Origin of the sequence: Kitasatospora sp. NPDC036755 (assembly GCF_040636595.1) — a bacterium.
GTDB lineage: Bacteria > Actinomycetota > Actinomycetes > Streptomycetales > Streptomycetaceae > Kitasatospora.
Map to the genome: position 1 here is coordinate 1 of NZ_JBEZUT010000391.1, position 7,385 is coordinate 7,385.

The following is a 7,385-nucleotide window of genomic DNA, read 5'->3' on the forward strand; positions in this document are numbered from 1 at the left end:
CCCCGTACGACTCACCGGCCCGCGACTGGCCGTCCGCGAGTACCACCACACCGAGGAGGACGTGGACGCGCTGCACGCGCTGTTCGGCGACCCGGGCGACGCCGACCCGGCACCCGCCCGCTACACCCACCAGACCCTCGACTGGAAGCCCTGCGCCCGGCAGCCTTCGCTGGACTGCGCCACCATGACCGCCCCGCGCGACTGGCACCACCCCGGCACCGGGGCCGACCTGACCATCGCCGTCTCCCGGCACCGCGCCACAGACCCGGCCCGGCGCAAGGGGACCCTGCTGATGGCGGCCGGCGGCCCCGGCGGCACCGGCCTGCTGCGCCCGGCCAACCTGGCCTCCGGCGCCCCGGCGGTCGCCGCCGCGTACGACATCGTCGGCTTCGACCAGCGCGGGGTCGGCGAGAGCACCAAGGCGGTCTGCCAGACCCCGGAGGAGTTCCAGGAGTTCCTGGCCGGCGACTACCGCGACCAGTCCCCCGCCGCGATCGACCGCGTGATCGCCAACTCCAGGAAGCTGGCCGCCGGTTGTCAGGAGCGCAGCGGGGACCTGATCCCGTACCTGACCACCGAGCAGACCGCGCACGACATCGACCTGTTCCGCGGCCTGCTCGGCGAGCGCAGGCTCAGCTACTACGGCCCGTCCTACGCGTCGATGATCGGCGCCTACTACGGCACGCTCTTCCCGCACCGCGTCCAGCGGATGGTGCTGGACAGCAACATCGGCTTCGACGGCACCTGGGAGGCGTTCGAGCTGGGCCAGCCGATGAGCTTCCAGCGGCGCTTCGACGAGGACTTCGTGCCCTGGCTCGCGGCCCGGGACGCCACGTACCACTGGGGCTCCACGCCGGAGCAGGTGCGGGCGCACTGGGAGCAGCGGCGGGCCGCCCTGCACGACTCGCCCATCGTCGAGGGCCCGGTGACGATCGGCCCGAACCAGCTGGACAGCCTGGCCATCTCGGCGATCTACCGGGCCTCCGACTTTCCCGGCCTGGCCCGGATCCTGGCCGCCGTCGACAACTGGCAGACCGTCGACCAGGCGACCAGGGCGGCGGCCGCGGAGGCCTTCGCGAGCTACCTCAGCCCCGGCTTCCTCGCCGAGTACTTCGCGGTGACCTGCAACGACACCCCGTGGACCAGGGACCTGGACACCTGGATCGAGCGCGGCGCCGAGAACACCGCCCGGTGGCCGCTGGCCGGGGCCCGGACGCTCGCCTTCAGCGCGGTCTGCGCCGCCTGGCCGACCGCCCCCGCGCCCGCCGTCACGGTGACCGGCGCACACCTGCCGACCACGCTGATGCTCAACTCGGTACACGATCCGGCGACCTACTACGAGGCGGCGCTCGGCGCCCACCGCGCGCTGCGCGGCTCCAGGCTGGTCACCGTCACCGGGAACGGCGACCACGGCCAGTACCCCACCTCGAACTCCTGCGTCAGCGGGGTGGTCGAGCGCTACCTGCTGGCGGACACCGCACCCGAGCGCGACCTCATCTGCCCCTCCCCGCAGGCCGGTTGACGGAGAGCTCGGTCAACTCCCGCTCCCGGAGCGCAGCCTGGACCGGAGCCAGGCGAAGCCGACGGCGAGCCCGGCGAAACCGCCGACGGCGAGCTTGATCCCGGCCTTGGCGACGATCCAGCCGATCCACGGGATGTTCCACCCCAGCCAGTGGAAGACGGCCAGCAGCACCGCGGCGCCGCACACCGCCGCGATCACGGTGACCACGACGGCGGCGGCCCGCGGGAGTTCCCGCGGGCCGCCGGTGTGCTCCCCCGCGGCCGCGCCGTCCGGGTCCGTCATCGCGTCGTTCGGCATGTCGTTCGTACCCCCCTCGGTCATGGGGGCGATGATACGGCGTCAGCGCCGGGCGTGGTGGGTGTCGCCGTGGTGCTCCCCGGTCTCGCCGTCGGCGAAGCTGACGGCCATGGTGACGCGGTACTCGTGGACGTCGTCCCGGTGCCCGGGCACCCGCGCCCAGGCCAGCGAGTGCACCTCGGCCTCGGGGGCCTGCCGGCACCAGGCGGCGGCCTCCTCCAGGGCCCCGGCGGCCGACCGGCCGGTGCACACCACGGCGGTGTAGGCGGCGACGGCGACGTCCCCACCGGAGCGGCGGGTGCGCGACACCGCCCGGACGGCCGCGGCGGCCTGGGTCAGGTCACGGGCCAGGTCGTCCACCACCCGAGGGGGAGCCGGCAGGACGACCGCTCCCTCGGCGAGGGTCTCCGGCAGGTTCGCGCTCACGGTCTGGACCTCCATCCGCATCATCACGCGGCACAGCATGCCGGGCGGCTTTTCCTGGCATGCCCATTTTCACCAGAACGTCACCCGTCCAGGTCCGAGTCGGGGTCGCGCCCTGGCGTCCCGGCCCGCGCCCTGGTAGGGGGGCCGGGCCGGGGTTCGGACGTTCCGGCAGGTCAGGACGGGCGACCGCGGGCGGCGCCGGGGGGCCCGAAACACCGCGCACGCACCACCCCCGCGCTCCGAACCGCCGGTCCGGCGCCCGGGAGCGCCCGTACCACCACCGTTGGTCCACCGGTCGACTTTCCGTACCGGAACAGGAGTTGCCGCCGGGCGAGGAAGCGACGGCGGTGGGCGGCGGATGTCCCGGGGCGCCGCGATGTCCGGCTCCACCCCCGCTGAGGTGCCGAGTTAACCCCTCGGAGGGCTCCGGTCCGCCTTCCGGTCACCCTGTCCCTGTCAGATCGTCGTGATACTAATCGTCCCGGTGGTGGGCCCCGTCCTCTGACGGACGGGCACGATGACGACAGCTCAACCGTTCCGGGGAGGTCCGGACGGCAACGGGGAGGGACAGCGGATGACGGTGCGGATCGGCAAGGCCGGGAGCGGGAAGCTCCGGATCGGCAAACGGGTCACGGGCACGGCGGCGGCCTTCGCCGCGCTGGCCGCACTGACCGGCTCTCAGGTGACGGGCATCGGGCTCGCCCCGGTCGCGGTCGCCGACTCCGGCTCGGCGTACGGCGCCGACGGCCAGGGCGCCGGCCGCTCCCTGCCCGACGGCTCCCCGACCGACGCCCCCGGCACCTTCGGCACCGGCATACCCGCCGACGGCGGCGGCACCCTCCAGCTCCCCCAGCCGCCCGGCACCCTGCCCGGCCTGCCCTCGGCCGGCCCGTTCGCGGCCACCGGGGCCTCCCTGCCCGCCACCGTGTTCGCCGCCTACCGGCAGGCCGAGGCCTCGCTGGCGCAGCGCTCGCCGGGCTGCCACCTGCCCTGGCAGCTGCTGGCCGCGATCGGCCAGGTCGAGTCCGGCCAGGCCAACGGCGGCCAGGTGGACGCCGCGGGCACGACCCTGACGCCGATCCTCGGCCCGGCCCTGGACGGCAACGGCTTCGCCGCGATAGCCGACACCGACGGCGGCCGCTACGACGGCGACGCCCGCTGGGACCGCGCCGTCGGGCCGATGCAGTTCATCCCGTCCACCTGGGCCTCCTGGGGCGTGGACGCCAACGGCGACGGCAAGGCCGACCCGAACAACGTCTTCGACGCCGCCGAGACCGCCGGCCGCTACCTGTGCGCGGGCGGGCGCGACCTCGCCGACCCGGCGCAGCTCGACCGGGCGGTGCTCAGCTACAACAACTCGGGCGAGTACCTGCGGACGGTGCGCAACTGGATGGCGCACTTCGGCAGCGGCACGGTGTCCACCGTGCCGAACCGCCCGGGGCCCCTGGTCCCGCCCGGCACCCTGCCCACGCCGTACCTCCCGGGCCTCCCGACCGGCGGCACCGGCACCGGCACCGGCACCGGCACCGGCGGAACGCCCGGCACGGAGCCCCAGCAGCCGGCCACCCCGACTCCGGACCAGTCGCCGAGCGCCCAGCCGACGCCCACCCCGGGCGCCACCACCGCGCCCACGCCCGAGGGTTCGACCTCGCCGTCGGCGACGCCGACGACCACCCCGAGCGGCAGCCCCTCCCCGACGGCGACGCCGACCGGCACCCCCAGCGGCACCCCGACGGCGACGCCCACGGGCACCCCGACCGGCACGCCCACCACCTGCCCGGACCCGACGGCGACCCCGACCGGCACGCCCACGCCGACGGCCACGCCCACCGGTACCCCGACGGCGACGCCGCTCCCCGGCTGCCCCACCCCCACCCCGACCGACACCCCGAGCACGGCGCCCAGCACCACTCCCGGCACCACCCCCAGCGCCGGGTTCTCGCCGACGGCGACGCCGACGAAGTAGGCAGGACGAGGCGGACAGCACAGGGGCGCGGTTCCTTCCGGGAACCGCGCCCCTGTCGTCGGGCCGTTCAGGACGTCACGGAGTCGACCACCCGGAAGCGCTGGGCGACGACCGACGTCCCGCCGTCGATGACCGGGGCGCGCCCCAGGAACTCGGCCACGCCGTCGCCGCCGAAGAACTCCTCGTGCTCCGTCCGCCACTCGGCCGCGTCGGCGTAGCCCCGCCCCTCGGCGATCGCGAATGCGTCGTCGATCTCCGCCATCGGGAGCACCCGCACCTCGACGAGTTCGATCGTCACGGCCGGAACGCCCTCGGAGTCCAGCACCGCGAACCGCTGACCGGCCGTCGGCACCTCCCTCCCGGCGTGCCGGTAGATCTCCAGGAGGCCGGTGAACGCGGTCTTCTCGCCGCTGCGGATCGCGGCCAGGCCGCGGTCCCGTTCCGGTCCGGGGAAGGCGAGTTCGAGAGTCGGAAGGTCGTCGTGTCCCATGGGGTGAGCGTACGAACCGCGGCTCGCGCCGCTCAACGGGTTCAGCCCTCGGCAGAACGAGGCGCCGCCGCACCGGCCCGCCGTTCCCCCGTCGTTCCGCCCCGGCCACCCGCCGTTCCACCCGGGCCGTCGGCGTCCACCGCGCCCGGGCCGTCGGTGCCCCGGCCCGGACCGCCCGCTACCGCGGCTGGGCCGCGCGGTGCTCGCGCCAGCGCCCCAGCATCCCGTGCAGCTCGTCGATCATGAACTCGAAGAAGGCGGCGCTCTCCGCCAGCCGCTCCCCCGCCACGGTGCCGGCGCCGACGGTGGCCTCGCCCTCCCGCAGCACCCGGATCCAGCGCAGCATGATCTCGTCGCGCCGGGTCAGCGATTCGAACCAGACGTCGTTGAGCACCCGGTAGCGGTCCCGCCGGGAGCCGGGCTCGCGCTCCCGGGCGACCAGGCCGATCTGGGTCAGGTAGCGCATCGCTCCGGAGACGGCGGCCGGGCTGATCCGCAGCCGTTCGGAGAGCTCGGCGGAGGTGAGCACCCCGCTCTCCTCGGCCATCAGACAGGAGAAGATCCGGGACGGCATCCTGCCCATGCCCGCGACCACCAGCTCCGCCGCGAAGCGCTCGACGAAGTCCGCCACCGCCTGGTCGCCGGGCCCCTCGTCCGCCTTCTCCGCCGGCTTCTCCGGACCGTCCGTCCCCTGCACCACCCTGCGCCCCTTTCCGGTGATCACTCGCCCCCGGTCGAAACTTTAACGCCTTCCCAATCTTCACGTTTTTCTGAACCTACGATAGCTTCAGAAATATGACCAAGGCCATCACCCTGTCCGGCCTGCGCAAGACCTTCGGCCGGACCACCGCGCTGGACGGCCTCGACCTGACCGTCGAGACCGGCGAGGTCCACGGCTTCCTCGGGCCCAACGGATCCGGGAAGTCCACGACCATCCGCGTCCTGCTCGGCCTGCTGCGCGCCGACGGCGGCAGCGCCCTGATGCTCGGCAAGGACCCGTGGCGGGACGCCGTCGAGCTGCACCGCCGCCTCGCCTACGTGCCCGGCGACGTCGAACTCTGGCCCAACCTCACCGGCGGGGAGGCCATCGACCTGCTCTCCCGGCTGCGCGGCCGGCTCGACCCCCGCCGACGCGACGAGCTGATCGAGCGCTTCGACCTCGACCCGACCAAGAAGGGCCGCAGCTACTCCAAGGGCAACCGGCAGAAGGTCGCCATCGTGGCCGCGCTCGCCTCCGACGCCGAACTGCTGCTGCTCGACGAGCCGACCTCCGGCCTCGACCCGCTGATGGAGGTGGTCTTCCAGGACGTCGTGCGCCGCGCCAAGGAAGAGGGCCGCACCGTCCTGCTCTCCAGCCACATCCTGGACGAGGTGGAGAAGCTCGGAGACCGGGTCAGCATCATCCGGCACGGCCGGATCGTGCAGAGCGGCACCCTCGGCGAACTGCGCCACCTCACCCGCACCACCGTCGAAGCCCGGACCCTCCGCCCGGTCGCCGGGCTGGACGCGCTCCCCGGCGTCCACGACCTGCAGACCGACGGCGACCGGGTCCGGTTCGCCGTGGACGGCCGCCGGCTCGACGCCGCCGTCCGGCTCCTGAGCGCGGCCGGGCTGCGCGGCCTGATCAGCCACCCGCCCACCCTGGAGGAGCTCATGCTGCGCCACTACGGCGACGAACTGGCCGCCAACGGGCACGGCGTCGCCCCCGACGCCCCCGACGCACCCGGCGCGGCCGGCGCGGCCACCGAAGCGAACGGCGTCATCGCCGACGGGCAGCGCGGCGAGGACGGAGGCCGGTGATGACCACCACCGCCGCCGGACCGGCCGCCGACCGCTCCGCCGCACCCCGCCGCCCACGGGCCGGCACCACCCTGGCCGGCACCGCCGCGCTGCTGCGCTTCGCCCTGCGCCGCGACCGCATCCGGCTGTCCGCCTGGGTGCTCGGCCTCTGGCTGGTCACGCTCGCCACCGCCGACAGCGTCCGCACCGTCTACCCGACGGCCGCCGACCGCGCCGCCATCGCGCACGGCTCGGACAATCCGGCGCTGCTCGCCATGAGCGGTCCGGCCCACTACCTGGCCGACTACACCTGGGGCGCCATGCTCGGCCACCGGATGCTCGGCCTGCTGGCCGTCCTGGCCGGCCTGCTCAGCGTCCTGACCGTCGTCCGGCACTCCCGGGCCGAGGAGGAGAGCGGGCGGGCCGAACTCGTCCGCTCCGCCGCCGTCGGGCGGCACGCCCCGCTCGCCGCCGCCCTGGCCACCGCCGCCGTCGCCGACCTCGCGCTCGGCCTGCTGCTCGCGGCCGGCCTGCCCGCGCTCGGCGTCCCCGGGATCACCGCCTCCGGAGCGGCGCTGTTCGGCGCCGCGACCGCGCTCGCCGGGCTGCTGTTCGCCGCGGTGGCCGCCGTCACCGTGCAACTCGGCGCGCACGCGCGGACCGCTTCCGGATCGGCCCTCGCCGTGCTCGGCGCCGCCTACGCGCTGCGCGCCGCCGGGGACGCCGGCTCGGGCACCCTCTCCTGGGCCTCCCCGATCGGCTGGCTGCAGCGCGGCTACCCCTTCGTGGACGACCGCTGGTGGCCACTGCTCCCCGCTGTCGCCCTGACGGTCGCGACCGGCGCCGCCGGGTTCGCGCTCAGCAGCCGCCGGGACCACGGCGCCGGGCTGCGCGCCGCCCGTCCC

Annotated in this window: 7 protein-coding genes and 1 pseudogene; 4 read left to right on the top strand and 4 right to left on the bottom strand. The window is 75.1% G+C overall.

The annotated features are described in order from the left end of the window. The first annotated feature begins 61 nt into the window (after positions 1-61). A complete protein-coding gene (locus AB0E96_RS35980) occupies positions 62-1,522 on the top strand; it encodes an alpha/beta fold hydrolase (protein ID WP_359830174.1) in 1,461 nt (486 codons plus the stop codon). A gap of 12 nt (positions 1,523-1,534) precedes the next feature. Here the strand turns inward: AB0E96_RS35980 and AB0E96_RS35985 are convergent, their stop codons facing one another. Then, the gene (locus AB0E96_RS35985; RefSeq protein WP_359830164.1) at positions 1,535-1,843 is read right to left on the bottom strand and encodes a hypothetical protein; all 309 of its coding nucleotides are present in this window, start codon (positions 1,841-1,843) and stop codon (positions 1,535-1,537) included. An 18-nt stretch (positions 1,844-1,861) separates the two neighbouring features. Continuing rightward, complete coding sequence (locus AB0E96_RS35990) at positions 1,862-2,245, bottom strand: hypothetical protein (protein WP_359830166.1); 384 nt, start codon at positions 2,243-2,245, stop codon at positions 1,862-1,864. A 517-nt stretch (positions 2,246-2,762) separates the two neighbouring features. Between AB0E96_RS35990 and AB0E96_RS35995 the strand changes: the two genes are divergently transcribed. Continuing rightward, the gene (locus AB0E96_RS35995) at positions 2,763-4,211 is read left to right on the top strand and encodes a lytic transglycosylase domain-containing protein (protein ID WP_359830168.1); all 1,449 of its coding nucleotides are present in this window, start codon (positions 2,763-2,765) and stop codon (positions 4,209-4,211) included. 67 nt (positions 4,212-4,278) lie between these two features. On the opposite strand, the gene AB0E96_RS36000 is transcribed toward AB0E96_RS35995, so the two are convergent. Continuing rightward, positions 4,279-4,701, bottom strand: coding sequence for an ASCH domain-containing protein (locus AB0E96_RS36000; protein WP_359830170.1), 423 nt, complete (start codon positions 4,699-4,701; stop codon positions 4,279-4,281). 178 nt (positions 4,702-4,879) lie between these two features. Beyond that, complete coding sequence (locus AB0E96_RS36005; protein WP_359830176.1) at positions 4,880-5,398, bottom strand: MarR family transcriptional regulator; 519 nt, start codon at positions 5,396-5,398, stop codon at positions 4,880-4,882. Positions 5,399-5,496: 98 nt separating this feature from the next. Between AB0E96_RS36005 and AB0E96_RS36010 the strand changes: the two genes are divergently transcribed. Together AB0E96_RS36010 and AB0E96_RS36015 are read left to right on the top strand one after the other, a co-directional pair. After that, positions 5,497-6,501 carry an ABC transporter ATP-binding protein gene (locus tag AB0E96_RS36010; protein ID WP_359830172.1) on the top strand — a complete coding sequence of 335 codons (1,005 nt, stop codon included), beginning with the start codon at positions 5,497-5,499 and terminating at the stop codon, positions 6,499-6,501. Further along, positions 6,501-7,385, top strand: a pseudogene (locus AB0E96_RS36015) (ABC transporter permease); the annotation flags it as partial. The gene AB0E96_RS36010 and the pseudogene AB0E96_RS36015, both read left to right, overlap by 1 nt.